General features: G+C 64.8%; 20 protein-coding genes. 11 read left to right on the top strand and 9 right to left on the bottom strand.

Annotated features, from left to right (window positions below; translation table 11 throughout):
• Nucleotides 1-187 precede the first annotated feature (187 nt).
• Together DCO45_RS02355 and DCO45_RS02360 are read left to right on the top strand one after the other, a co-directional pair.
• Nucleotides 188-868 (top strand): response regulator transcription factor, encoded by a 681-nt coding sequence (locus DCO45_RS02355; protein ID WP_116924308.1) that lies wholly within the window; start codon nucleotides 188-190, stop codon nucleotides 866-868.
• A complete protein-coding gene (locus tag DCO45_RS02360; RefSeq protein WP_116924309.1) occupies nucleotides 869-2,356 on the top strand; it encodes a sensor histidine kinase in 1,488 nt (495 codons plus the stop codon).
• Here the strand turns inward: DCO45_RS02360 and DCO45_RS02365 are convergent.
• Nucleotides 2,353-3,282 carry a LysR family transcriptional regulator gene (locus tag DCO45_RS02365; protein ID WP_116924310.1) on the bottom strand — a complete coding sequence of 310 codons (930 nt, stop codon included), beginning with the start codon at nucleotides 3,280-3,282 and terminating at the stop codon, nucleotides 2,353-2,355. The two genes, DCO45_RS02360 and DCO45_RS02365, sit on opposite strands and share 4 nt — an antisense overlap.
• A 142-nt stretch (nucleotides 3,283-3,424) precedes the next feature.
• Between DCO45_RS02365 and DCO45_RS02370 the strand changes: the two genes are divergently transcribed.
• Both DCO45_RS02370 and DCO45_RS02375 read left to right on the top strand, forming a co-directional pair.
• Complete coding sequence (locus tag DCO45_RS02370) at nucleotides 3,425-4,408, top strand: DUF1852 domain-containing protein (protein ID WP_116924311.1); 984 nt, start codon at nucleotides 3,425-3,427, stop codon at nucleotides 4,406-4,408.
• Between the two features lie 123 nt (nucleotides 4,409-4,531).
• Entirely contained in the window at nucleotides 4,532-5,557 is a 1,026-nt protein-coding gene (locus DCO45_RS02375; RefSeq protein WP_116924312.1) for a methionine synthase, read from the top strand.
• Between the two features lie 86 nt (nucleotides 5,558-5,643).
• Here the strand turns inward: DCO45_RS02375 and DCO45_RS02380 are convergent, their stop codons facing one another.
• From DCO45_RS02380 to DCO45_RS02395, 4 genes are all read right to left on the bottom strand, one after another.
• Complete coding sequence (locus tag DCO45_RS02380; protein ID WP_116924313.1) at nucleotides 5,644-6,735, bottom strand: nitronate monooxygenase; 1,092 nt, start codon at nucleotides 6,733-6,735, stop codon at nucleotides 5,644-5,646.
• 2 nt (nucleotides 6,736-6,737) lie between these two features.
• Nucleotides 6,738-7,733, bottom strand: coding sequence for a tripartite tricarboxylate transporter substrate binding protein (locus DCO45_RS02385; RefSeq protein ID WP_116924314.1), 996 nt, complete (start codon nucleotides 7,731-7,733; stop codon nucleotides 6,738-6,740).
• 84 nt (nucleotides 7,734-7,817) lie between these two features.
• Nucleotides 7,818-8,972, bottom strand: a complete 1,155-nt coding sequence (locus DCO45_RS02390; protein ID WP_116924315.1) for an acyl-CoA dehydrogenase family protein — start codon at nucleotides 8,970-8,972, stop codon at nucleotides 7,818-7,820.
• Between the two features lie 63 nt (nucleotides 8,973-9,035).
• A complete protein-coding gene (locus DCO45_RS02395; protein ID WP_243419212.1) occupies nucleotides 9,036-9,875 on the bottom strand; it encodes an IclR family transcriptional regulator in 840 nt (279 codons plus the stop codon).
• 127 nt (nucleotides 9,876-10,002) lie between these two features.
• On the opposite strand from DCO45_RS02395, the gene DCO45_RS02400 reads away from it, so the two are divergent.
• The 3 genes from DCO45_RS02400 (at nucleotide 10,003) to DCO45_RS02410 (ending at nucleotide 12,834) form a co-directional block, all read left to right on the top strand.
• Nucleotides 10,003-11,220: a CoA transferase gene (locus tag DCO45_RS02400; RefSeq protein ID WP_116924316.1), complete on the top strand. Its 1,218-nt coding sequence runs from the start codon at nucleotides 10,003-10,005 to the stop codon at nucleotides 11,218-11,220.
• 150 nt (nucleotides 11,221-11,370) lie between these two features.
• Nucleotides 11,371-12,372, top strand: a complete 1,002-nt coding sequence (locus DCO45_RS02405) for a YhdH/YhfP family quinone oxidoreductase (protein WP_116924317.1) — start codon at nucleotides 11,371-11,373, stop codon at nucleotides 12,370-12,372.
• A 54-nt stretch (nucleotides 12,373-12,426) separates the two neighbouring features.
• Complete coding sequence (locus DCO45_RS02410; RefSeq protein ID WP_116924318.1) at nucleotides 12,427-12,834, top strand: hypothetical protein; 408 nt, start codon at nucleotides 12,427-12,429, stop codon at nucleotides 12,832-12,834.
• On the opposite strand, the gene DCO45_RS02415 is transcribed toward DCO45_RS02410, so the two are convergent.
• Nucleotides 12,827-14,434, bottom strand: a complete 1,608-nt coding sequence (locus tag DCO45_RS02415) for a hypothetical protein (protein ID WP_116924319.1) — start codon at nucleotides 14,432-14,434, stop codon at nucleotides 12,827-12,829. The genes DCO45_RS02410 and DCO45_RS02415 overlap by 8 nt on opposite strands.
• Here DCO45_RS02415 and DCO45_RS02420 point away from each other — a divergent pair.
• On the top strand, nucleotides 14,410-14,808 hold the full coding sequence (locus DCO45_RS02420; protein ID WP_207788037.1) for a hypothetical protein: 399 nt from the start codon (nucleotides 14,410-14,412) through the stop codon (nucleotides 14,806-14,808). The two genes, DCO45_RS02415 and DCO45_RS02420, sit on opposite strands and share 25 nt — an antisense overlap.
• A gap of 121 nt (nucleotides 14,809-14,929) precedes the next feature.
• Here the strand turns inward: DCO45_RS02420 and DCO45_RS02425 are convergent, their stop codons facing one another.
• The 3 genes from DCO45_RS02425 to DCO45_RS02435 all read right to left on the bottom strand — a co-directional run bounded on the left by DCO45_RS02425 (nucleotide 14,930) and on the right by DCO45_RS02435 (nucleotide 17,175).
• Entirely contained in the window at nucleotides 14,930-15,886 is a 957-nt protein-coding gene (locus DCO45_RS02425) for a FecR family protein (protein ID WP_116924321.1), read from the bottom strand.
• Nucleotides 15,886-16,389: a sigma-70 family RNA polymerase sigma factor gene (locus tag DCO45_RS02430; RefSeq protein ID WP_116924322.1), complete on the bottom strand. Its 504-nt coding sequence runs from the start codon at nucleotides 16,387-16,389 to the stop codon at nucleotides 15,886-15,888. The genes DCO45_RS02425 and DCO45_RS02430 overlap by 1 nt, the downstream gene beginning before the upstream one ends.
• A 123-nt stretch (nucleotides 16,390-16,512) precedes the next feature.
• Nucleotides 16,513-17,175: a TetR/AcrR family transcriptional regulator gene (locus tag DCO45_RS02435; RefSeq protein ID WP_165841101.1), complete on the bottom strand. Its 663-nt coding sequence runs from the start codon at nucleotides 17,173-17,175 to the stop codon at nucleotides 16,513-16,515.
• A 256-nt stretch (nucleotides 17,176-17,431) separates the two neighbouring features.
• On the opposite strand from DCO45_RS02435, the gene DCO45_RS02440 reads away from it, so the two are divergent.
• The 3 genes from DCO45_RS02440 (at nucleotide 17,432) to DCO45_RS02450 (ending at nucleotide 23,313) form a co-directional block, all read left to right on the top strand.
• A complete protein-coding gene (locus DCO45_RS02440; RefSeq protein WP_116924324.1) occupies nucleotides 17,432-18,508 on the top strand; it encodes an alcohol dehydrogenase in 1,077 nt (358 codons plus the stop codon).
• A gap of 25 nt (nucleotides 18,509-18,533) precedes the next feature.
• A complete protein-coding gene (locus tag DCO45_RS02445) occupies nucleotides 18,534-19,964 on the top strand; it encodes an NAD-dependent succinate-semialdehyde dehydrogenase (RefSeq protein WP_116924325.1) in 1,431 nt (476 codons plus the stop codon).
• Between the two features lie 67 nt (nucleotides 19,965-20,031).
• Nucleotides 20,032-23,313 carry a carboxyl transferase domain-containing protein gene (locus DCO45_RS02450; protein WP_116924326.1) on the top strand — a complete coding sequence of 1,094 codons (3,282 nt, stop codon included), beginning with the start codon at nucleotides 20,032-20,034 and terminating at the stop codon, nucleotides 23,311-23,313.
• The last annotated feature ends 17 nt before the right edge of the window (nucleotides 23,314-23,330 follow it).

The following is a 23,330-nucleotide window of genomic DNA, read 5'->3' on the forward strand; positions in this document are numbered from 1 at the left end:
AGTGTCTCCTTGAAGTTGTGGTCCTGGCATCTGCAGTGGTGGCTCCCCGAGCTGGGCGACCGCATAATGCACCGGATAGGAACAGAGTCTAGAAACTGCACCCTTTCAGTGCGCTTTCGCTGCACTGCAGCATTTTTAGTGGTTATCCCTGATCTATTTGCGGGCGCCCGGCGTCCCACCTCCTCCGATGAAGATCCTTCTGGTCGAAGACAACCTGGAACTGGCCCAGTCCCTGGCCGAGCTGCTGCGCCAGCATGCTTTTGTGGTGGACCATGTGGACCGTGGCGATGCGGCTGACCAGCTGCTGAGCCAATCGCACTACGACTTGCTGCTGCTGGACCTGAACCTGCCCCAACTGAGCGGCAAGGCCTTGCTGCGCCGCCTGCGTGAGCGGGGGGACAGCCTGCCGGTGATTGTGCTGACGGCCAGCGATTCGCTCGACCAGAAGGTGCTGTGCCTGGAAATTGGCGCAGATGACTACCTGGTCAAACCGGTGGAGGTGCGCGAGTTGCTCGCGCGCATGCAGGCCATTGCGCGGCGCCAGATACCCGGGCGCGAGAACCAGGTGCGCTGCGGCAACCTGCAGCTGGACTTGCGCACGCGCCTGTTCAGCGTAGCGGGCGAAGAGCTGGCCCTGCCCCCGCGCGAGCGCAGCGTGCTCGAAGCGCTGATGCTGCAAAACGGCAGCGCCCTGCCCAAGCAGCGGCTGATGGATGTGATCTACGGCATGGACGAAGAGGCCAGTGCCGATGCGGTGGACCTGTATGTGCACCGCCTGCGCAAGAAGCTGCAGGCCAGCGACACCACCATCATGACCTTGCGCGGCGTGGGCTACCTGCTCAAGCAAAAACTGGCCGGCGGGGACTGAATGCTGCACAGCCTGCGCGCACGCCTGGCCCTGTGGCTGCTGCTGCCGCTGGCGGTGCTGGTGGGCCTGTGCGGCTGGTTTGCCCATGAGCATGCCGAGGATGCGGCCGACTATGTGCAGGACCATGACCTGCTGTCCTCGGCCAAGATCCTGGCTGACCGCCTGATCTGGGAAGACGGCGATGTGCACGCCAGCGTGCCGCCGTCGGCGCTCAGCCTGTTCATGTCGCCCGCGCGCGACCATATCTACCTGAGCGTGATGGATGCGCAAGGCCAGTTGCTGGCGGGCCAGCAGAATTTTCCGCAGCCGCCAAAGCTGCAGCTGAGCGGCAGCGACAACGCCCAGTGGTATGACGCCGTCTGGCAAGGCCAGCCGATCCGCGCCGTCATCACGCGCCGGGCTATGTACGACGTGGCGGGCGCGCGCGAGATCACCATCCTGGTTGGCAAAACCACGCACAGCCGCGACAACATGGTGCAGACCTTGTGGTGGCCGACGATGGAATACCTGCTCTGGGCACTGGCCGTGGCCGTGCTGGTGAGCGCCACCGCCTTGACCCTGGAGCTGCGCGCGCTGCTGCGCATGGCGCGCCAGCTGGCCGAGCGCCCGGCCCGGGATCTGGATTTTCACCTCGACTCGCGCCAGATCCACCAGGAGCTGCGGCCGCTGACCGATACCGTCAACCAGTTTGCCCGCACCATCCGCGCCCAGGTGGCGCGCCAGCGCCAGTTCATCTCGGATGCGGCGCACCAGCTGCGCACGCCGCTGGCCATCCAGGCCCATACCTTGGAGCAGGCGCTGGGCCAGACCCCTGCCGAGTTGGCCGCCCTCTCGGTCGCGCAGCGCCTGGCTGTGCTGCAGCGGCTGCAGCGCAGCAACCAGCAGTTGCTCAATGTGGCCAACCAGCTGCTGACCCTGGCGCAGGCCGAGGCCGGCAGCGCCGCGCATGCCGCCCAAGCGCCGCAGTGGCTGGACCTGCGCGCACTGTGCCTGCAGTGCCTGGAAGCCTTGGCGCCAGCGGCCGACCTCAAGCAGATCGACCTGGGCTGGGAGGAAAGCGAAGCGCCTGCTGCTGCAGCAGCAGATGCTGCCAAGCCCTCAGCCGATGCACATGCGTTTTCGCTGTACACCAGCAGCCGTCTGCTGCCCGAGCTGATTGCCAACCTGGTGGACAACGCGATCCGCTACACGCCGCCGCAAGGCCAGGTGACCTTGGGCCTGGAGGCCAGCGCCGACAGCCTGCTGCTGTGGGTGCAAGACAATGGCCCGGGCATACCCGCGCAAAGCCGCGATCGGGTGCTGGAGCGTTTTTACCGCCTGACCAACGACACGCCTGGCACCGGCCTGGGGCTGGCGATTGTGCAGGAGGTGACACGCGCAACGGGCGCCCACCTGCAACTGGCCGATGCCCAGCAGCGCTATACGCCACCCTTTGGCCCGGGCCTGCGCATCAGCGTGCGTTTTGCGCGAACGGCAGGCCAGGACTAAGCCAGGAGAGGTGTCGTGACGAGTGTGGCGGCCGGTGTGGCAGCACCAGGCTGGCGCGCCAGCGCGATAAAGGCGCGCACATAGTCGATGGCCGTATCCGATTCGCGCGCCCCCAGAAAGATCTGCTTGGCAATGCCGCGCGGGCCCAGCCGCACGGGCACCACGTCCATCTTGGCAGCGTACTCCTCCACCAGCCAGCGCGGCAGCGCCGCCACGCCCCGGCCGCTGGCGACCATCTGCACCATGATGTCGGTGGTCTCGATGGTCTTGTGGCGCCGGGGCGTGATGCCGGCGGGCAGCAGGAACTGGTTGTAGATGTCGAGCCGCTCGATATCGACCGGGTAGCTGATCAGCACCTCTTGCGCGAGCTGCTGGGGCTTCACATAGGCGGCAGATGCCAGCGCATGGCCCCGGGGCACGACCAGCACCTGCTCGTAGTCAAACACCGGCTCAAACTGCAGCCCGGGTTTGAACAGCGGGTCGGGCGTGACCAGCAGGTCGATCTCATAGCCAAACAGCGCGCCGATACCGCCGAACTGGAATTTCTGCTTCACATCCACCTCCACATCGGGCCAGGCGGCCAGGTAGGGCGAGACGACCTTGAGCAGCCACTGGTAGCAGGGGTGGCATTCCATGCCGATGCGCAGCGCGCCGCGCTCGCCCTGGGCAAACTGGCCCAGGCGCTCTTCGGCCAGGTCCAGCTGCGGCAGCACGCGGTTGGCCACCGCCAGCAGGTACTGGCCGGCCTGCGTCAGCCGCAGGCTGCGGCCTTCGCGCAGCCATACCTCCGTGCCCAGCTGGTGCTCCAGCTTTTTCATGCTGTGGCTCAGCGCCGATTGGCTGAGATGGAGCACGCTGGCAGCGGCGGTGAGCGAGCCTTGCTTTTCGACCTGCTGGACGATGCTGAGGTGGATACGTTCCAACATTCAAATGAACCACATTCATGGATTTATGAGATAAAACCATTTTACTTCATGAATAACCCGCTCTAACATCCGGCCCATCGACCTGAGCAGCGTGCTATGCCCAAGGCAGCTCAGGTCCCCTGCATTCAATGATCGGACCCCCATGAGCAGCGACATCAGCTTCACCATCCAGCGCCTGCGCTTTGACGAACACTACCAGCCCTCCGACAGCACGCGAATCACCACCAACTTTGCCAATCTGGCCCGGGGCCAGAGCCGGCAGCAGAACCTGCGCAACACCTTGCGGATGATCGACAACCGCTTCAACGAGCTGGCCCATTGGGACAACCCCAGCGCTGACCGCTATGCGGTGGAGCTGGACATCGTCACGGTGGAAATGCAGCTGGGCGCGCAGCGCAGCCAGGAAACCTTTCCGCTGATCGAGATGCTGCAGACCCATATCCTGGACAAGCAGACGGGCCAGCGCACGGCCGGCATTGTGGGCAACAACTTCTCGTCCTATGTGCGCGACTACGACTTCAGCGTGCTGCTGCCGGCGCACAACCTGGACCGGGCCGGCTTCAGCACCCCGGCGCATTTTGGTGAGCTGCATGGCAAGCTGTTCAAGGCTTTTGCGGGCTCCAGCACCTACCGCGACAACTTCAGCAAGCCGCCGGTGATCTGCATCAGCGCATCGACCAGCAAGGTCTACCAGCGCAGCGGCAACCAGCACCCGGTGCTGGGCATCGAGTACCAGCAAAACGAGCTGTCGTCGACCGACCAGTACTTTGCCAAGATGGGGATGCAGGTGCGCTTTTTCATGCCCGCCAACAGCGTTGCGCCGCTGGCCTTTTACTTTGATGGCGACCTGCTGGGCGACTACAGCAGCCTGGAGCTGATTGCCACCATCAGCACGATGGAGACCTTCCAGAAGATCTACCGCCCGGAGATCTACAACGCCAATGCCGCCGCCGGCGCGCGTTACCAGCCGAGCCTGAAGCACGAGGATTACTCGCTGACGCAGATCGTCTACGACCGCGAAGAGCGCAGCCAGCTGGCCATCCAACAAGGCCGGTTTGCCGAGGAGCATTTCATCAAGCCCTACCAGGGTGTTCTGCAAGCCTGGGCGGCCCAGGCCAGCGTTTGACCACTTCCAGACTGGCATTGCTGCTTGCGCGCATGTCACCTACGCAACCCCCTTGTGCAGCGGCGTGCGCACAATGCCTTGCACGCCAACCTGCCCCCCCATATTTGAAAAAGGAAATCTCTGATGTTTGAAACCTCCATTGCCGGCAGTCTGCCCAAACCCGCCTGGCTGGCCGAAACCAACAAGCTCTGGCCCCAGTGGATGGCAGAAGGCGATGCACTGCGCCAAGCCAAGGCCGATGCGACCTTGCTGTGGATCAAGGCCCAGGAGGACGCCGGTCTGGACATCGTGGGCGACGGCGAGCAGGCGCGCCAGCACTTTGTGCATGGCTTTCTGGAGCAGGTCGAAGGCATCGACTTCGACAACAAGGTGAAGATGGGCATCCGCGACAACCGCTACGACGCGATGGTGCCGCAGGTGGTAGCCGCCCTGCGCCTCAAGGGCCGTGTGCATGCGTTTGAAGCGCAGCTGACGCGCGCCCACACGAAGAAAAAGCTCAAGTTCACCCTGCCCGGCCCGATGACGATTGTGGACACCGTCGCGGACCGCTTCTATGGCGACAAGGTAAAGATGGCCATGGCCTTTGCCGAGCTGCTGAACCAGGAAGCGCTGGCCCTGCAGGCCGATGGCGTGGACATCATCCAGTTCGATGAACCGGCCTTTAACGTCTACATGAAGGACGCAGCGGACTGGGGCGTGCAGGCGCTCGAGCGCGCAGCGCAGGGCCTCAGCTGCACCACCGCCGTGCACATCTGCTACGGCTACGGCATCAAGGCCAATACCGACTGGAAGAGCACGCTGGGCGACGAATGGCGCCAGTACGAGACGGTGTTCCCGGCGCTCGCGCGCAGCAGCATCGACCAGGTGAGCCTGGAGTGCATCCACTCCCATGTGCCGCCTGACCTGATGAAGCTGCTGGCCGGCAAGGATGTCATGGTGGGGGTGATCGATGTGGCGAGCGACACCATCGAGACGCCCGAGGAAGTGGCCGACACCATTGCCCGCGCGCTGGAGTTTGTGCCCGCAGACCGCCTCTTCCCCTGCACCAACTGCGGCCTGGCACCGATGTCGCGCGATGTGGCCTGGGGCAAGCTCAAGGCACTGGCAGCGGGCACCCAGCTGGCCAAGGAGCTGCTGGCTGCTGCTTGATACGCCTGCTTGATACGCCAGGCTTATGCACCAACCTAACCCGGTCCAAACAACCGGGTCGCCCTGACTGGGTCAGCTACTTTCAGCTACTGCACAAACCCGCTCACCCGCCCCCAGGCCTGGTTCATCTCGGCCACCAGCAGGGTCATCTGCGCGGCGACCGTCGTGGGCGCCTTGATGCCAAACACACTCTGCCCGGCTGCTTCGTAGATCAGCTGGGCATTGTTGTGCTCGTGGATGGAGGCGAACACATCACCGGTCAGCGCCTGCTGCTGGGGCATTCCGAGCGGCGCGGGGGCATCGGCCTCGTCCCAGGCATCGATCCAGGCACTGCGCACCACGCGGCAAGGCTTGCCGCTGTGGGCGCGCGAGATGACGGTGTCTTCGCTGCTGCTGGCGATCAGCCGGTCCAGCAACGCAGCGGGCGTGTGGTTCTCTTGCGCGGCCATCCACAAGGTGCCCAGCCAGGCGCCCTGCGCGCCGCTGCAGATGCTGCCCAGCACCTGCGCACCGGTGGCGATGCCGCCAGCGGCCAGCACGGGCGTGTTCTGTGCCAGCTCCACTACCTGCGGCAGCAGCGACATGGTGCCCACGGTGCCGGTGTGGCCCCCCGCGTCATAGCCCTGGGCGACGAGCACATCCACGCCCATGTCCAGCGCCTTGCGCGCATGGCGCAGCGATCCGATCAGCGAGAACGTGAGCTTGCCTCTGCGCTTGGCCTCGGCAATCAGCTCGGCACGCAGGCCGATGGCCGTTGCCACCGCGCAAGCCTGAGAGTTCAGCACCGCATCGATCTGCGCCTGAAACAGGGCTTCGGAGCGCGCATGGGCGGTGAAAAAGCTGGGCTGGCTGGGCGGCTGGATTGCAAAGCGCTCGCGCAGCCCGGCGACAAAGGCCACATGCGCGGGTGGCAGCGCCGCCTGCAGGCTTTGCGGATCGGCCTGCTCAGGCACATGGGCGGGCAGCATCAGGTCAATGCCATAGGGCAGGCCCGCCAGGCGCTGCTCCACATCGCGCACGATGGCCGGAATATCCTGCGGCGCATCACGCGCCAGCCCCAGCACGGGAAAGCCGCCGGCCTGGGCAATGGCGACCACGACATCGGGCTCATGCGAGAAGCCAAAGATGGGATGCTGGATGCCCAGGCGCTGGCAAAGAGGTGTTTGAAACTGCGGCATGTTCAGTTGGGCTCAATGCCGGCCTGCTTGATGACGTTGCCCCACTTCTCGCTCTCCTGCGCGATAAAGCTATCGAACTGCTCGGCGCTCTGTGGTGCCAGCTCCATGCCCAGCGATTCGAGCTTGGTCTTGACATCGGGCTGCGCGAGGATCTGCGCAATATCGGCCGACAGCTTGTGCCGCACAGGCGCCGGCGTCTTGGCCGGCGCCACCAAGCCAAACCAGGTGCCCACGTTGTAGTGGGGCAGTTGCGCCGCTTCGGCCACAGTCGGCAGATCGGGCGAAGCGCTGGAGCGCTTGGCGGTGGTGACGGCCAGCGCGCGCAGCTTGCCGCTTTTGACATGCGGGATCGCGAGTGCCGAGGTCAGCGGCATCATGTTGACCCTGCCGGACAGCAAATCGTTCAAGGCCTCCGACTGGCCTTTGTAGGGCACATGCGCGAGCGAGATTTGGGCCTCTTGCGCCAGCAGCTCGCCCGACAGGTGGTTGGAGGTGCCGAGGCCGGCAGTGGCATAGGTCAAAGGCGGATCGCTCTTCTTGGCCAGCGCGACGAACTCGGCCATGGTCTTGGCCGGCAGGCTGGGGTGCACGACGATGATATTGGGCACATAGCCAAAGCCAGCAATCGCCTTGAAGTCGCGCACGGGGCTCCAGCTGATGCTCTTTTGCAGTGCGGGCGACACCGCATGGCTGGGGCTGACCGCCAGCAGGGTGTAGCCATCAGGCGCTGATTTGGCGACATAGTCGGTGCCAATCGACCCGCCCGCGCCCGTCTTGTTCTCGACGATAAAGGGCTTGCCGTACTGGGTTGAGAGCTTGTCGCTGATGATGCGCGCGACCGAATCGACCACCCCACCCGCCGAGAACGGAACGATGACCTTGACCGGCTTGGTGGGATAGCCTTCCGCCTGGGGCTGCGCCTGCGCAAGCGCAGTGGCGGCCAGACTGCACGCCAGCAAGGCGCGTGCCGCTTGGGCGAGGGATGGGATGGTCTGCATGGCTTTGTCTCCTGAGAAGGGTGGATTGCGCTTTTGTTGGCCTGCGCTTGTTCTTGTCTCGATACGCGTCGCGGTAATGGGCGGCTAGGTGTTCAGCGCCGCCATCGTGCGTTTGGCGATATTGGTGATGTGGACCTGGCTCGTGCCTTCATAGAGGCGGAACAGGCGCACATCGCGGTAGAAGCGCTCGGCCACATTGCCGGCCACATAGCCGCTGCCGCCAAAGATCTGCACGGCCCGGTCGGCCACACGGCCGCAGGTCTCGGAGGCAAAGAGCTTGCACATGGAGGCTTCCATGGTCACGTCCTGGCCATCGTCGCGCTTGCGCGCGGTCTCCAGCACCAGTGCGCGGGCGGCATGCACCTCGGTGTTGCTCTCGGCAATCAACTGCTGCACCAGCTGGAACTCGCCAATCGGCTGGCCAAACTGCTGGCGGCGCTGCGCTTGCAGGGCCATCTCCTGCACCAGGCGGATGGCCGGCCCCACGCAGAGACCGGCCAGGTTGATGCGCTGCTTGTTGAGCGCGCGCATCGCCGTGCGAAAGCCCTTGCCCTCCAGACCACCAACGATGGCGCTTTCATGCACGCGCACCTGGTCCAGCACCACCTCACCGACGGGCGAGCCATGCTGGCCCATCTTGCGCATCGCAGGTGGTGTGGACAGCCCGGGCGTGCCGCGCTCGATCAGAAAGGCGCTGATGCCGTTGGCGCCCTTGCTGCCGGGCTCGGACCGGGCAAACACGGTGAACAGGTTGGCAATCGGTGCGTTGGTGATAAAGCACTTGCGCCCGCTGATCACAAAATGCGCACCATCGCGCACGGCCGTGGTCCGCAGTGCGGTGGCATCCGAGCCGGCCTCGGGCTCGGTCAGCGCAAAGCAGCCCGTCACTTCGCCGCTGGCCAGCAGCGGCAGGTACTGGCGCTTCTGCGCCTCGGTGCCATCGACCACCAGCGACTCCGATGCAATACCGGTATTGCCGCCAAAGCGCGCGCGGAAGGTGGTCGCTACCTGCGAGACCTCGATATTGACCAGGGCCAATTCCTCGGTCGTCAGGCCAGCGCCGCCATAGGCCTCGGGGATGCTGTGGCCAAACAGGCCCAGCTCGCGCATGCGCTGCACCACCGGCTCGGGGATCAGGTCCTGCGCATCGACCTGTTCCTCGATCGGCTGGCATTCGGTGCGCAAAAAAACACGCAGCTCGGCCAGCATGGCTTCAAACGTCTGGGGGTCTCGGATCATCACGCTTCTTTCTTGGGGAGGGGTGGAACCGGCGCTGGCTGCAGGGCTTGGGGCGTTAGCGCCCTAGCGCATACCCAGCGCCAGCTCCAGTTGAAAAACGGCATCTTTCAGCAGCGGCGCCACCTCGCGGCTAAGCAGGTTCCTGGACGCCCGGTGGGTGGACAAGGTGCAGTTCAGCGCGACGGGCAAGCCGCCCAGGTGGGTGCGCACCGGCACGGCAATCGCATGGATCTCCTTGCGCCAGTCGCCCTTGGAATGGCAGTAGCCCTCTTCTTGGAAGCGCACTACATCGGCCTGCCAGTGGGGCAGTTGGGCCTCGTACTCGGCACGGTCCTTGACCCGGAGGTAATTGACGATGGCGCGCTGCTCGGCCGCCGGGCAGGCCAGGATCAGCGCCCGGCCGATGGCGCTGGACAGCAGCGGGCGGGTGGAGCCGATATCGGGCAGATGCTGGTTGGTGGAATCGGCCCGCACCGAGTCGATGTAGACCACCTGATCGCGGTCGCGCACCCCCATGTTGACGGTGCAGCCAGTGCTGCGCGCCAGCGACTCCATCAGCGGCTTGGCCGCCTGGCGCACGGCCATGCTGGCCAGCAGCGGGTGGCCCAGCGACAGCACGCCCGGGCCCAGCCGGTACTTTTGCAGCTGGCCATCTCGGCTCAGATAGCCCAGCAAGGTGAGCGTATAGGTCAGCCGTGAGACGGTGGGCTTGGGCAGGCCGGTGCGGTCGGCAATCTCCCGGTTGCCCAGCACCGGGCTGGCCGGCGTGAACGCGCGCAGCACCTCCAGACCGCGCGCCAGGTTCATCGAGAACTGGCGGTCTTGCGTGAGGTCATGGGGGCTGACAAGCCCGGGCAGAGGGATGGTGTGCACGGCAGGTTTGGCGGTGGTTCGTGTGGTCATGATTGGGCTGCGGCCGTTCCAGGTCAATCGTTTGAGCCGAGTGTTTCGCTAAGCGAAACATGCTATTGCAGCTGCCCATCCGCTGTGGGACAAAGCGGCTATTGCGCTTACTGCACGAAGAGTTTTCATGACCCACCACAAGACCGAGACCAATCCAGGCTCACTGGCCGGCGTACGCATCCTGGACATGGCCACGGTGCTGGCTGCGCCCAGCGGCGCGACGATGTGCGCCGACCATGGCGCCGATGTCGTCAAGCTCGAGCTGCCCGATGGCAACGATGCGCTGCGCCACATGCAGCCCATCAAGGATGGATCGCCGCTGTGGTGGAAGGTGGCGAACCGGGGCAAGCGCGGCATCACGCTGGATGTGCGCAAGCCGCAGGGGCGCGAGCTGCTGCTGGCCATGCTGGCGCAGTTCGATGTGCTGGTGGAGAACTTTCGCACCGGCAGCCTGGACCGCTGGGGCCTGGACATTGCCACCCTGCACCGCGCCAATCCGCGCCTTATCGTGGTGCGCCTGACCGGCTTTGGCCAGACGGGGCCCTACAGCGCCCGCGCCGGCTTTGCGCGGGTGTTTGAGGCGATGAGCGGCTTCACCAACCTGACCGCCCCTGCAGGTGGCGCGCCGATGCACAGCAACTACCCGATCGGCGATTCGGTCGCCGGCATCTTTTGCGCGTTCTCGATCGCCGCAGAAATGGCCCGCCTGCGTGCCGACCCCGAGGCGCTGGGCGTGGAGGTGGACCTGTCAGCCACCGAGGCGCTGTTCCGCATTCTGGACCCGCTGCCCGTCGAGCATGAACAGCTGGGCCTGGCCCGGCGCGGCGAAGGCAATCTGGCCACCTACACGGCGCCGTCCAACATGTACCGCAGTGCCGATGGCGTGTTCTTCTCGATGGTGGCGTCATCGCAGGCCGTCTGGCTGCGGCTGTGCAAGGCCATGGACAAGCCCCAGCTGGCAGACGACCCGCGCTTTGGCAGCCTGCCCCAGCGCGTGGCCCATGTGCATGCGCTCGATGCCATCGTCAGCGGCTGGTTTGCCGAGCATGGCTTTGTGCAGATCAGCCAGAAGCTGGAGGCCTGCGAGATTCCGTTCAGCAAGGTCTATGACATCGCCGATATCGAGGCGGACCCGCATTTTCAGGCGCGCGAGGCCATCATCCGCCTGGCCGATGCCGACCATGGCAGCCTGCCTGCGCCCTGCATTGTTCCGCGCATCATCGGCCGCGACATGCCGGTGCCCCGAAGCGGCCCGGCACTGGGCGAGCACAACGCCGAGGTCTATGCCGCCTTCGGCATCTCGGCCGATGAACTGGCACAGCTGCGCGCGCAAGGCGTGGTCTGACCGTATACCTCATTAGAGTCGCTAACACGACCCAGCAAACCGAAGGTTTGCGATTGAGACTAGGCGTCGAGCCGCAGGCAGTACAGTAGTACGACAAGGTTCGGCAACGACGTATCAAGGGTTGTGTTAGCGACTCTTCAGGAGAACTGCATGAACCGCTACCAGGCCATGGTCACGCGCAGCGCGGACCAAGCCATCCACTCCCAGATAGAGACCCTGCAACGCGGCGAACTCGCGCCCGGCGAAGTGCTGGTCCAGGCCCACTATGCGGGCGTCAACTACAAGGACTGTTTGTCGCTGCATGGGGCCGCCAGGATCATCACGCAGTTCCCTCGGGTGGCGGGGATCGAGGTGGTGGGCGAAGTGCTTGAATCGCGCAGCGACCAGTTCCGGCCCGGGGACATGGTGCTCAGCCATGGTTTCCAGCGCGGCATGGATGTGGACGGTGGCTTTGCCGAACTGGTGCAGGCGCCCGCCGAGCACATGCAAGCGCTGCCCGCAGGCCTGAGCGCTGAGCAGGTCGCCATCCTTGGTGTGCCCGGCTTTACTGCCGCAATGGCGCTGGAGCGCTTTGAAGAGCTGGGCCTCCAGCCCGACAGCGGCCTGGTCGCCATCTCCGGCGCCGGCGGCGCCGTGGGCCGGCTGGCCATCCATATGCTGCACCGGGCCGGCTACCGCACCGCCGCGCTCACCCGCAACCTCAGCCACGAAGCGGCGCTGTGCGCGCTGGGCGCCAGCCAAGTGATCGACATCAGCCAGGTGGTGGATTCCAAGCGCCCCATCGAAAAGCCGCAGTTCGCGGCCGGCATCGACAACGTGGGCGGCCCAGTGCTGTCATGGATGCTGCGGTCTCTGGCCGATGGCGGCCTGCTGGCCAGCGTGGGCAATGCCTCGGGCAACAGCTTTGATGGCAGCGTGCTGCCCTTTATCATGCGCCGCGCGCAGATGTTCGGCATCGTCGCCAACGCCCCCTGGCCGCAGCGGCGCAGGCTGTGGGATAGGCTGGCGAGCGACTGGAAGCCGGACTTTGCCGCGCTGCAGCCCGATGTTCGCTTTATCGAGCTGGGCGACTTGCTGGCGCATGCGGCGCGGCAGCTGGAGGGGGCGACGAGTGGGCGCACGGTGGTGCGGTTTGGGGCGGCGGCCGCATAGGCCAATACCGAGCCTCCGTAGAATGGCCGATTTCAGCGAGTGCTTGGATCTGCGATGAGGGTGGTAGCGCGAAAGGTATTTCCGGACATTCGACTCCCAGTTGGCGAGACCGATGTTTTTGACAACCGTCGCCACGCCGCATCGCTGGAAATCGTCGTGAAAAGTCTGGTGGACAACACCGTCGCTCTGCACATTTCGATCCCACATTACGAAGTGCTGCTGGAGACCGATGAAGGCAACCACAGCGCCTACTGGTGCAGCGGGCAATTCAAAGGCGGCATCGTCTTTGAAATTGCAGCGGGCGGCCTGCTCTCGCGGGAGCAGGCCATGCCAGGTTTACTGACATCGGCCGCGGCCCTTTTAGATGTTCACGAATGGTTTATCGCCACCAGCGGAATTTGCGTTTCGGTGGTTTCAACGACGCAGCCTTTTTGTCTCTTGAAGCCGCACGGCGCTAATTAAGCGGCACCTGGCCCAGGCCCAGTAGATTGCCATAGCGGTCACGCAGACGGACGTAAGAGTTGGAAAGGGCAAACGCATCTTGCAGCTCGATCGGACCCGAGGAACCCGATGTACCCGTGGCAGTGGGCCACTGGCATTCGCCTCGCAGCATCTGCGTGTTGAACTGGCACCGCACGGAGCCATCGTCATTGGTCACAAACTCACCCTCTCTGCGATTGAGGGTGACGGTCAAAGGCCTTCCGGCATACGACAAGCCCGGAAAATACCACTCACCAAACAACTGGTCTTCCAGTGTCTGCCAGGGCTGCAGAGGCAAGCGGCGCATCCGTTTGGCGGACTCTCCCGGGAATTGCACCATCGCCTCTGCCAAGCTGCCAGCCGGCATGCCATACCCACCCGTGCGGCCGGAAACCTGTACCATGACCTCGCCTTCGTCCCGTACCAGCTCGCCACTGGACGCGGCACCGCCTACGCTGCGGCCACCCCGGTACTGTTGCAAGCTAAATCGGGCGCTGCTGACATCTCTCAATTCTGGATCGGGTGCGAAGTCGCCCACCCCCATAGCGAAAGTCGGCTGTCCATCGGCCCGGTAAGCAAATACCTGCATGACCATTTTTCCGCCCTGCACATCCAGGCTCACGCCACGCCCAGGCTTGCCCGTCAGCTCATCGTCCATCACCCAGGTGCCATTGCTGGGCTGGTAGGCAGGCCGCTGCGCATAGCCAAAAGTGCCTGGCATAAACGATTCAAGCCCATTGGCGCAGCAGCCGACGATGACACCCCCGCTGTATGGATAATCCGCGCGCGTATTGATGCCCAATAACTGCAATGGCGCAGCACCTTCGGCTTGCAGGCTGACGGCGCCAGCAACTTGAGCGCCCAAGAGGCGGAACTGCGCCTCTTTCACCACGGGTGCTTGCCCAGCATCTGCAGCATTTGCAGCAACGCAGCGGATGCTGTCGCTTGGCGTAGTGAGGCTGCACTCCAGCGTCTCGCTCGTTTGGCCATCGGATAGCGTCAGACGCATGGGTTCGGTGGGACTGGTCTTGAGCATCGCAAACCAGCTTTTCTCGACCTGGCCCTGCGCATTCAATCCAAACCAACGCGCCATCCTTGAAGAAGTCTTCCACTGCTCAGTCTGGTAATAGGCGGCATCTGGCGCGGTAAAAATAAAGCGCTCGATGTCCTTTGCTGGTTCGCCAGGCAGCTGCATGGTTCCCTGCAAGCCATTGCGAAAGCTGAGCTTCACATCGCCAATGCTTTTGTCTTCTTGCGCATCGCGCGGCTCGCTGCCAAAACTGCGGCCTCCTTGGTAGCGCAGCAGCGGGGCTGTGACGGTGTCGCCCTCCATCTGTCCCGTGGCAGCGTAGAAAGTAGCATCGCCATTTTTCTCGTAGCCAAATACCTGCATAAAGAAAGTATTGCCCTGCACATCAATGGCAAAACCTCGGCCTGGTTTGCCATCTACTTCATCGCTGATGACCCAGGTGCCGGCCTGTGGCGTAAAACTGCGTGCTGCCCAGCTGGGAGATAGGGACAGACCCAGTGCAGATACTGCGAGAATGGATGCCAGCTTTGGAATACGCGTTTGGTGTGCCACTTTTTCTCCCTGGATTGAATCATTTTCAGATGCACGTCATTTGTACTTATCACCTGGATGCCAGCGATGCGGACGAAGCTGGATTCCATGAATACCATTATGAGTATTACATCTTCCAATTCTCTGAAGGCGAAGAAAGTTTCTTTGCGCGCAGCTATACCGATGAGCCCCATAGGGCGCACTTTCTCAACGCGGAAAAAGCCGGTCGATCACGACCATTGACGACCAAGGATTCAGGCGCACCACTTTTCCTGGAAGCACAGGCCTATTTAAGGCAGGCGGGGAAAACCGAGCTGAGCTGGCTCAGCGGTAAAGGCAATGGTTATGAGCCGCTGCAAAACCCGGTGATTCAGGACCCCATCAAACAGCGCTGATGCCTTCGCAAGCACACAAAGACCAGCACAAATCGCCGGTTGCAGATAAGCGATACCGACGTTTGGCGGCCCTGGTGGGTGCGCCGATTCAAAGCGATGGATGGCGCACCCAGCACCCCGATTAACGCCTCACCACCCTCACCACCCCATGCGCCAACCGCTCGATCCGCACCGGCAGCGACTGCGCCAGCAGCGCCAGGCTGGCGTCCGTATCTTTGAGCGACAAGGCGCCCGATAGCCGCAGCTGGGCAACCGCAGGATCACACTGCAGCGGTCCCGCACGGTAGCGGGCGATCTCGGCAACGACGTCGGCCAACGGCATATTCTTGGCCAGCAGCATGCCCTGCTCCCACAGCGCGGCGCTGGCTTGCACATCGGATTGTGGGCCGATATGGCTGGTGCTGAAATCGGCGGTGTGCCCTTCTTGCAGCACTTGGGTGGCGCCCTGCTGGTTGGTAATGGCGACGGCGTGGCTAAAGACCGCCACGCGGCTGGTGCCCGCATCCACACGGCGCACGCTAAAGCGTGTGCCCAGCGCCCGCACGGTGCCTTGCCGTGTCTCCACGACAAAGGGGCGGTAGCTAGGCGAAGGGTCGGCCTGCGTGGTCACCAAAATCTCGCCTCCGAGCAGCCGCACCAGGCGCTCCTTCGCGTTGAAATGGATCGCCACCGCGCTGGCGGTGTTGAGCGTCAAGGTGGAGCCATCGGGCAGCAGCATGGAGCGCGATTGCCCCACGGCGGTGGCCTGGTCGGCCATCCAGTCCCGCCAGGACAGCTCGCGCCAGGCCAGCCAGCCGGCCGGGGCCGCCACCAGCAAGCCACCCAGCCAGGCCAGGCTTTTGCGCCGGTCGGGCCGTTGCACGGCGTGCAAGGTTTGCTGGCAGACCTCGGCTGGCACTTGGGCAAACATGCCCAGCATGGCTTCGGCCTTGTGCCAGGCGGCCTCATGCGCGGGGCTTTGGCGGCGCCATTGCTCAAAACGCGCCTGCTCCTTGGCCGTGGGCGTTTCGTAGCGCAGCACGATGAGCCAGTCGGCCGCTTCGCTCAGCAAGGTATTTTGTGCGGCAACACCGGCCATCACGCGGCCTCCAGGCACAGCAGCAAGGCCTTGTGGATATGGCGGCGCACGGTGATCACCGGCATCGCGACCTGGTCGGAGATCTGCTGCAGGCTCAGGCCTTCGAGCTGCGCCAGCAAAAAAACCTGGCGCGTCTTGGGCGCCAGGCCTGCCAGCAGCCGGTCGATCTGCACCAAGGCTTCGATGACCTGCAGCTGGGTCTCGGGCGATGGCGCATGCGGCTCGGGCAAGGCCTGCAAGGTCTCCAGGTAGGCGCGCTCGATCTCGCGCCGGCGCCACAGATCGACGACCAGGCCCTTGGCCACATGGGTCAGGAAGGCGCGCGGCTCGTCAGCAGCGCCCAGGTGGCGGGGCGAGAGCATCAGCCGCAAAAAGGTGTCATGGGCCAGGTCTGCCGCATCGCCTGCATTGCCCAGACGGCGCCGCAGCCAGGACTGCAGCCAGGCATGGTGGTTCTTGTAGAGCGCTTCGATGGGCGAAGCCGAGTATCCGGGAGATGCCATGCGATGTCCGCGCCCTGGTGCCACAGTGAATAGTTGAGAATGAATCTCAATTATATTCAAATGTAAAGACCGTCTTTACGCAGGACATTGGCGGCTGCCTGGCGCGCCAGTGGCGCGGGTAGATCAGCGCTGCGCAATAGGCGGCACCGGCAGCACATACTGCCCCGTCCAGCCGACCAGGCGCAGCGCCATCTGCGTCATCTCCTGGCACAGCGCCTCGATGGACAGCTTGCCATTGGGCTGGTACCAGCGGTGCGTCCACTGCACCATGCCGCTGATCGCAAAGGCGGTCACCTTGGGGTTGCCGACCTGGAAAACACCGGCCTCCACGCCGTTGACGATGAGCCGCGTCACCAGCGCATCAAAACCGTGGTACTTGCTGCGGATATCGCTGATTTTTTCCGGGCTCAGGCTTTTTTCCTCTTCGAGCAGGATGACCGAGAAGGTGCTCAGTTCGATCTTGCGGCGCGTGTAGGTGTCGATAAAAAACTCGAAGCGCCGCACCGGGTCCTTGTCCTCCAATTGCTCGCACTGGCTCACCGCCTCGTAAAGGCCAGCAAACACCTTGTCAAACAGGCGCTCGAGCAGCTCGTGCTTGGACTTGAAGCGCTTGTAGATAAAGGGCTTGGTCACGCCGATCGAGGCCGCTATCTCGTCGAGCGTCGCGCTCTTGAAGCCGCGTTTGTAGAACAGCTCGGCGGCGGCATTGATGATCAAGGTGTCCTTGTATTCCTGGATCTGGTTTTTGGCATCGCCTGCGTTGGTGTCGGTGGGTTGAAGCTGCACTGCTGAATATCTCCTGGTGGGCGTGGGGGCTGCGGTGGTGACGCGCGCCGGCACGCTGTACGCATGGCCCCAGCATAGTGGAAAGGCGGGCGGTTTTGCACAAGATGCCAAGCAGCATCCATGCGTGAAATCCCCAATAGTACCAAACGATACTGATCAGTATCTTTGGACTTTTCCAACGCTGAGCTCGCGCCAGGCCCCTGCCGACGCGCCGCGCCTGCAGCCACCGAGCCCTTTGAATACAGGAGACAAGCGCATGTCGAACGCAACCGCCAGCCCTGGCGAACAGCTGAGTTACCAGGTCGTCGATTTTGGCCAACCGCTGCAACTGGCGCGCCGCACCATTGCCCCGCTCCAGCGCAGCGAGGTGCTGGTGCGCATCAGCGCCTGCGGCGTCTGCCACAGCGATCTGCACATGGCCGAGGGCTTTTTTGACCTGGGCGATGGCCGCCACTTCGGGCTGGAAAAAGTGCTCAAGCCGCCGCGCACCCTGGGCCACGAAATCGTCGGCAGCGTGGCCGCCAACGGGCCTGATGCCCAAGGCACGCTGGGCCGCTCGGTCATCGTCTTCCCCTGGATTGGCTGCGGCCAGTGCGCGCTGTGCGCCCGGGGCGATGAACACATGTGCGCCCGCCCCGAGAGCCTGGGCACCACGCGCGATGGGGGCTTTAGCACCCATGTGCGCGTGCCCCATCCGCGCTACCTGATCGACCATGCCGGCATTGATGCCGCCTTTGCCGCCACCTTGGCCTGCTCGGGACTGACGGCCTACTCGGCCCTGAAAAAAGTGGCACCAGCGACCGAGCAGGCACCACTGGTCATCATCGGCGCGGGCGGCGTGGGCCTGGCGGCCGTGGCGCTGGCCAAGGCCTTGCATGGCCTGGGGCCCATCGTTGTCGATATCGACCTGGCCAAGCGCCAGGCTGCGCTGGATGCCGGCGCCAGCCGTGTGGTGGACCCAGCCGAGGCGGATGCCGCCAAGACCCTGGCGCGCTCCAGCGCCGAAGGCGTGTCGGCTGTGCTCGATTTTGTCGGCTCCACGCGCACGTTCGAGTTTGCCAATGCCGTCGTCGGCAAGGGCGGCAAGATCCTGATCGTGGGCCTGTTTGGCGGCAGCGCCAGCATCCAGCTGCCGCTGATCCCCATGCGCGCCATCTCCATCGGCGGCTCCTATGTGGGATCGCTGGCCGAGCTGCGCGAGTTGGTGGCGCTGGCCCAGCAAGGGGTACTGCCGTCCCTGCCGCTCAGCAGCCGCCCGCTGGGCGATGTGCAGACCGTGCTGGACGAGCTGCGTGCCGGCAAGGTCACCGGCCGCGCCATTTTGCAAAGCTGAAGCCAGAAAGAACCAGGAGCACCGCATGAACTACCAAGTCCAATTGCTGATCGACGGCCAGTGGCGCGACAGCAGCAGCCAGGAATGGCTGGACATCACCAACCCCGCTGATGAAAGCACGATTGGCCGCGTGGCCAAGGCCAGCCGCGCCGACCTGGATGCCGCGCTGGCCGCCGCCCAGACCGGCTTTGCCGCCTGGCGCACAACCTCGGTGATGGAGCGCTCGACCTATCTGCGCAAGGCCGCCGCGCTGGTGCGCGAGCATGCCGAGGAAATGGCGCTGATGCTGGTGCACGAGCAAGGCAAGCGCCTGACCGAGGCGCGCATCGAGCTCTCAGGCGCCAGCGAGGTGCTGGAATGGTTTGCCGAAGAGACGCGCCGCTGCTACGGCAGCATGATCCCGCCGCGCTCGCCCGAGCTGCGCCAGTATGTGCAGCATGAGCCGGTGGGCCCGGTGGCAGCGTTCACGCCCTGGAACTTCCCGATCAACCAGGCCGTGCGCAAGATTGCCGCCGCGCTGGCTGCCGGCTGCTCGATCATCGTCAAGGGCTCGGAAGAGACGCCGGTGGCCCTCGCCCGCTTTGTCCAGGTGTCGGAGCAGGCCGGCCTGCCCGCAGGCGTGCTGGGCCTGGTCTATGGCGTGCCCGGTGATATCTCCGAGCACCTGATTGCCTCACCCGTGGTGCGCAAGATCTCGTTCACCGGCTCCACCTCGGTGGGCAAACTCTTGAGCGCGCAAGCGGGCGCAGCGATGAAGCGTGTGTCGATGGAGCTGGGCGGCCATGCGCCCGCCATCATTTGCGACGACGCCGACCTGGCGCGCAGCCTGAAGCTCCTGGGTGTGCAGAAGTTCTGGAACGCCGGCCAGGCCTGCATCTCGCCGTCGCGCTTTCTGGTGCAGGCACCCTTGTATGACGAGGCCATTGCCGGCTTTCAGCGCATTGCCGAGGGCTATGTGCTGGGCAATGGCCTGGACAAGGCCACTCGCATGGGCCCGCTGGCCAACCCGCGCCGTGTGGCTGCCATGCAGGCGCTGGTGGATGACGCGGTGGCCAAGGGCGCCCGTGTGGTGACGGGCGGCAAGGCGCCGGACGGCCAAGGCTACTTTTTTGCGCCCACCGTGCTGGCCGATGTGCCGCAGGATGCGCGCATCTTCAACGAAGAGCCCTTTGGCCCGATTGCCGCCTTTGCCCGCTTTGACAGCGATGCCCAGGCACTGCAAGAGGCCAACCGCCTGCCCTGGGGCCTGGCCGCCTATGTGTTCACCGGCTCGGCTACACGCGGCGAGTGGTTCAAGAACGAGATCGAAAGCGGCCTGGTCGGCATCAACTCGATCGCGCTGGGCTACCCCGAGCAGCCGTTTGGCGGCGTCAAGGATTCGGGCTATGCCAGCGAAGGCGGCGCCGATGCGCTGGCCTTCTACCTCAGCAGCAAGTTTGTCAGCCAGACCATCTGAGCGCGCGGGCCCGCAGCCTGCGGGCCCCTTGCGCGGTGCACCGCGATTGAAGAGACAAAGGAGTTCCATGCACAAGGTATTGATCGCCAACCGGGGGGAGATTGCGGTGCGCATTGCGCGCACGGCCGCAGACCGGGGCATCGCAAGCGTTGCAGTCTATGCCAGCGACGATGCAGCCAGCCTGCACCGGCGCGCGGCCGACCATGCCCGCGCATTGGGCGCCCAGGGCGCAGCCGCCTATTTGAATGGCGCGCATCTGATTGAGATTGCCCGCCAGGAAGGCTGCGATGCCATCCACCCCGGCTATGGATTTTTGAGCGAGAACGCGGCCTTTGCGCAAGCCTGCAGGGCAGCGGGCCTGCGCTTTATCGGCCCCTCGGTCCAGGCGCTGGAGACCTTTGGCGACAAGGCCCAGGCGCGCGCGCTGGCAGAGCGCGAACAGGTGCCGGTGGCGCAAGGCACGCACAGCGCCACCAGCCTGGCGCAGGCCCAGGCCTTCATGCAGCAGCTGGGCGGGCCGGTGATGCTCAAGGCGCTGGCAGGCGGCGGCGGGCGGGGCATGCGCGCGGTGATGGCCGTGGAAGACCTGGGCGCAGCCTTTGACCGCTGCAGCTCCGAAGCGCTCAGCGCCTTTGGCCGCAGCGATCTTTATGTGGAGCAGCTCATCGGCGGCGCCCGCCATATCGAGGTGCAGATCGTGGGCGACGGCAGCGGCGCGGTGCAGCACCTGTTTGAGCGCGATTGCACTTTACAGCGCCGCCACCAGAAGCTGCTGGAGATTGCACCCAGCCCCTTCATCAGCGCCGCGGTGCGCGCGCAGCTGCTGCAGCATGCCTGCCGCCTGGGCGCCGCGATGCACTACCAAGGCCTGGGCACGGTGGAGTTCCTCGTCGACAGCCGCAGCGGCCAGTACATCTTTATCGAATGCAATCCGCGCCTGCAGGTGGAGCACACCATCACCGAGGCCATCACCGGCCTGGACCTGGTGGCGCTGCAGTTTGCGCTGGCCGATGGCGCCAGCCTGCAAGACCTGGGCCTGGACCAGGCACGGCCGCTGCCCTGCCAGTTTGCGCTGCAGGCGCGTGTGAACATGGAAAGCATGCAGCCCGATGCCCAGGCCCTGCCCACGGGCGGCACCCTGGCGCGCTTTGAACCGCCCACCGGCCCGGGCGTGCGCGTGGACAGCTTTGGCTATACCGGCTACGAGACCTCGGGCAACTATGACTCCCTGCTCGCCAAGGTGATCGTCAGCGGTCCCAGCCAGTTTGAGGTGCTCTGCGCCAAGGCCGACCGGGCGCTGGCCGAGTTCCATATCCAGGGCCTGGAGACCAACCTGGACTACCTGCGTGCGCTGCTGCGCGATGCGCAGGTGCTACGCGGCGAGATCGATACCACCTATGTGGAACGCCAAGGCCCGGCGTTGCATGCGGCTGCCACGGTGCTGGCAGCACAGCGCCAGCCTGATCCGCAGCGCACCAGCGAGAACGCCGCGCAGACCGGCACCAACGACGAGCCCGCTTTGCCAGAAGGCGCCCATGCGGTGCGCGCTGCGATGCGCGGGCGGCTGATTGCGCTAGAGCGGGATGCCGATACCGTGCAGGCCAGGGGTGCCTCGGTGGCAGTGCTGGAGGCGATGAAGCTCGAGCACAGCGTGTACCTGGCCCAAGGCGGCCGCTTTGTGGCGCGCGCGGCGCTGCTGGGCGAGGTGGTGGCGGCGGGCACCCTGCTCGGCTGGGTGCTGCCCGATGCATCGGCCAATGCGATGGCCGCAGAGCAGCAACAGGCCGACCTCGATGCGATACGCCCCGACCTGGCCAAGGTGCTGCAGCGCCAGCAGGGCCTGATGGATGCGGCCCGCCCTGAAGCGGTGGCCAAGCGCCGGCGCCACGGCAAGAACACCGCACGCGAGAACCTCGACCAATTGCTCGATGCCGGCAGCTTTGTGGAATACGGCGGCCTGACCTTGGCCATGCAACGCGGCCGTCGCAGCGAGGAAGAGCTGATTCGCGTCAGCCCCGCCGACGGCACCATCACCGGCCTGGGCCGTATCAACGGCCAGCAGTTTGGACCCGAGCAGGCGCGCTGCGCGGTGATGGCCTATGACTACACGGTGTTTGCCGGCACCCAGGGCTTTATGGCCCACCGCAAGATGGACCGCATCGTGCACACCAGCGAACGCCTGGGCCTGCCCTTTGTGCTGTTTGCCGAAGGCGGCGGCGGGAGGCCCGGCGACACCGACTATGTGGGCGTGTCGGGGCTGGAGTTCACGACCTTCACGCACATGGCGCGGCTGTCGGGCAAGGTCCCCACCATTGGCGTGGTCTCGGGCCGCTGCTTTGCCGGCAATGCCGCCCTGCTGGGCTGCTGCGATGTGATCATCGCGACGCAGGATGCCAGCATCGGCATGGCGGGGCCGGCGATGATCGAGGGCGGCGGCTTGGGCGTGGTGGCGGCCGATGACGTTGGGCCAGTGAGCGTGCAGACCCGCAACGGCGTGATCGACCTGCTGGCACGCGACGAGACCGAGGCGGTGACGCTGGCCCAGACCTACCTGGGCTTTGTGCAGGGCAAGCTGCCACCAGGCGCATGTGCCGACCAGCGCCTGCTGCGCGCGCTGGTGCCCGAGAACCGGGTCAAGGGCTACGACATCCGCGCGGTGGTGCAGACCTTGTTTGACAGCGGCAGTTTTCTGGAATTGCGCGAGCACTTTGGCCGCAGCGTCGTCACCGGCTTTGCCCGGCTGGAAGGCCAGGCCGTGGGCGTGCTGGCCAACGATGGCAGCCACCTGGGCGGCGCGCTCGATGCCAACAGCGCAGACAAAATATCGCGCTTTCTGGAGCTGTGCGACAACTACGGGTTGCCGGTCGTGTCGCTGTGCGATACGCCGGGCTTTATGGTGGGGCCAGAGAGCGAGAAGGCTGCAGCCGTGCGGCACTTTGCCCGCATCTTTGTGACGGCCAGCCATATCAAGGTACCCGTGCTGGCCATTGTGCTGCGCAAGGCCTATGGGCTGGGCGCGCAGGCCATGCTGGGCGGCAACCTGTTTGTGCCGGTGGCCACCGTGGCCTGGCCCACCGGCGAGCTGGGGCCCATGGGCATTGAAGGCTCGGTACGCCTGGCCTACCGGCGCGAGTTGGAAGCACTGGAGGACGCCGCCGAGAAGGCCGCCTATTTCCAGGCCAAGACCGATGAGATCTATGCCCAGGGCAAGGCGCTGAATGTCGCCAGCTACAACGAGATCGACGATGTGATCGACCCGGCGCAGACCCGCAACTGGCTGGCCAGCATGCTCGCCAGCCTGCCAGCGGCCAGCCCGGGGCGGGCGGCATCGGGTGTATCGCCCTGGTAGCCAACCCGCCCCCGCCT

This window comes from Comamonas sp. JNW (assembly GCF_003105075.1).
Taxonomy (GTDB): domain Bacteria; phylum Pseudomonadota; class Gammaproteobacteria; order Burkholderiales; family Burkholderiaceae_C; genus Comamonas; species Comamonas squillarum.

What these genes read in the sequence shown, in the direction of transcription:
- DCO45_RS02355 (WP_116924308.1), top strand. Translation starts at nt 188, where the DNA reads ATGAAGATCCTTCTGGTCGAAGACAACCTGGAACTGGCCCAGTCCCTG.
- DCO45_RS02360 (WP_116924309.1), top strand. Translation starts at nt 869, where the DNA reads ATGCTGCACAGCCTGCGCGCACGCCTGGCCCTGTGGCTGCTGCTGCCG.
- DCO45_RS02365 (WP_116924310.1), bottom strand. Translation starts at nt 3,282, where the DNA reads ATGTTGGAACGTATCCACCTCAGCATCGTCCAGCAGGTCGAAAAGCAA.
- DCO45_RS02370 (WP_116924311.1), top strand. Translation starts at nt 3,425, where the DNA reads ATGAGCAGCGACATCAGCTTCACCATCCAGCGCCTGCGCTTTGACGAA.
- DCO45_RS02375 (WP_116924312.1), top strand. Translation starts at nt 4,532, where the DNA reads ATGTTTGAAACCTCCATTGCCGGCAGTCTGCCCAAACCCGCCTGGCTG.
- DCO45_RS02380 (WP_116924313.1), bottom strand. Translation starts at nt 6,735, where the DNA reads ATGCCGCAGTTTCAAACACCTCTTTGCCAGCGCCTGGGCATCCAGCAT.
- DCO45_RS02385 (WP_116924314.1), bottom strand. Translation starts at nt 7,733, where the DNA reads ATGCAGACCATCCCATCCCTCGCCCAAGCGGCACGCGCCTTGCTGGCG.
- DCO45_RS02390 (WP_116924315.1), bottom strand. Translation starts at nt 8,972, where the DNA reads ATGATCCGAGACCCCCAGACGTTTGAAGCCATGCTGGCCGAGCTGCGT.
- DCO45_RS02395 (WP_243419212.1), bottom strand. Translation starts at nt 9,875, where the DNA reads ATGACCACACGAACCACCGCCAAACCTGCCGTGCACACCATCCCTCTG.
- DCO45_RS02400 (WP_116924316.1), top strand. Translation starts at nt 10,003, where the DNA reads ATGACCCACCACAAGACCGAGACCAATCCAGGCTCACTGGCCGGCGTA.
- DCO45_RS02405 (WP_116924317.1), top strand. Translation starts at nt 11,371, where the DNA reads ATGAACCGCTACCAGGCCATGGTCACGCGCAGCGCGGACCAAGCCATC.
- DCO45_RS02410 (WP_116924318.1), top strand. Translation starts at nt 12,427, where the DNA reads ATGAGGGTGGTAGCGCGAAAGGTATTTCCGGACATTCGACTCCCAGTT.
- DCO45_RS02425 (WP_116924321.1), bottom strand. Translation starts at nt 15,886, where the DNA reads ATGGCCGGTGTTGCCGCACAAAATACCTTGCTGAGCGAAGCGGCCGAC.
- DCO45_RS02430 (WP_116924322.1), bottom strand. Translation starts at nt 16,389, where the DNA reads ATGGCATCTCCCGGATACTCGGCTTCGCCCATCGAAGCGCTCTACAAG.
- DCO45_RS02440 (WP_116924324.1), top strand. Translation starts at nt 17,432, where the DNA reads ATGTCGAACGCAACCGCCAGCCCTGGCGAACAGCTGAGTTACCAGGTC.
- DCO45_RS02445 (WP_116924325.1), top strand. Translation starts at nt 18,534, where the DNA reads ATGAACTACCAAGTCCAATTGCTGATCGACGGCCAGTGGCGCGACAGC.
- DCO45_RS02450 (WP_116924326.1), top strand. Translation starts at nt 20,032, where the DNA reads ATGCACAAGGTATTGATCGCCAACCGGGGGGAGATTGCGGTGCGCATT.